The following is a 426-nucleotide window of genomic DNA, read 5'->3' as shown; positions in this document are numbered from 1 at the left end:
GTACCAGAGCGTGCGGATGGCGCGCTTGAGGACCGAGGTGTAGGCGATGTCGAAGCCATAGCCCGCTTCCTTGAGCAGCTTGCCGGCCTGCTTGGCCTGGGCGGCGCCGGTGTCGGTGAGGTCGACATCGACCCAGCCGGTGAAGCGGTTTTCGAGATTCCACGTGGATTCGCCGTGGCGGATGAGAACGAGCTTGTACATGCTGCTTCCAGGGTAGTAAGTGACCTGCGGCGCTCGCCCGCAAATAATGACGGGGGCGCGAAACCGCGTATTTTATAATGCCGCCGACCCAACCCAACGGAATGCCATTGTGAATTTCTTCGCCGATTACAACAACCTGGCCCTGATCGCCATCGCCGTGGTCTCCGGCGGCCTGCTGGCGTGGCCCCAGATCAAGAGCGGTACGGGCGGCAAGCGCCTCAATAC

Annotated in this window: 1 protein-coding gene and 1 pseudogene; one reads left to right on the top strand and one right to left on the bottom strand. The window is 61.7% G+C overall.

Translation table 11 applies throughout. From position 1 onward, the window contains the following. Positions 1-201: 2,3-bisphosphoglycerate-dependent phosphoglycerate mutase (locus tag AC1DHL_RS29955; protein WP_478164361.1), on the bottom strand; the 201-nt coding region annotated here is incomplete at its 3' end. A 109-nt stretch (positions 202-310) separates the two neighbouring features. Between AC1DHL_RS29955 and AC1DHL_RS29950 the strand changes: the two are divergent. Next, a pseudogene (locus AC1DHL_RS29950) lies at positions 311-426 on the top strand (rhodanese-like domain-containing protein); the annotation flags it as partial.

The organism is Variovorax sp. 10L426 (assembly GCF_056395305.1).
The sequence above is the reverse complement of the archived record's forward strand: the minus strand, read 5'-3'. Positions and strand labels throughout refer to the sequence as shown.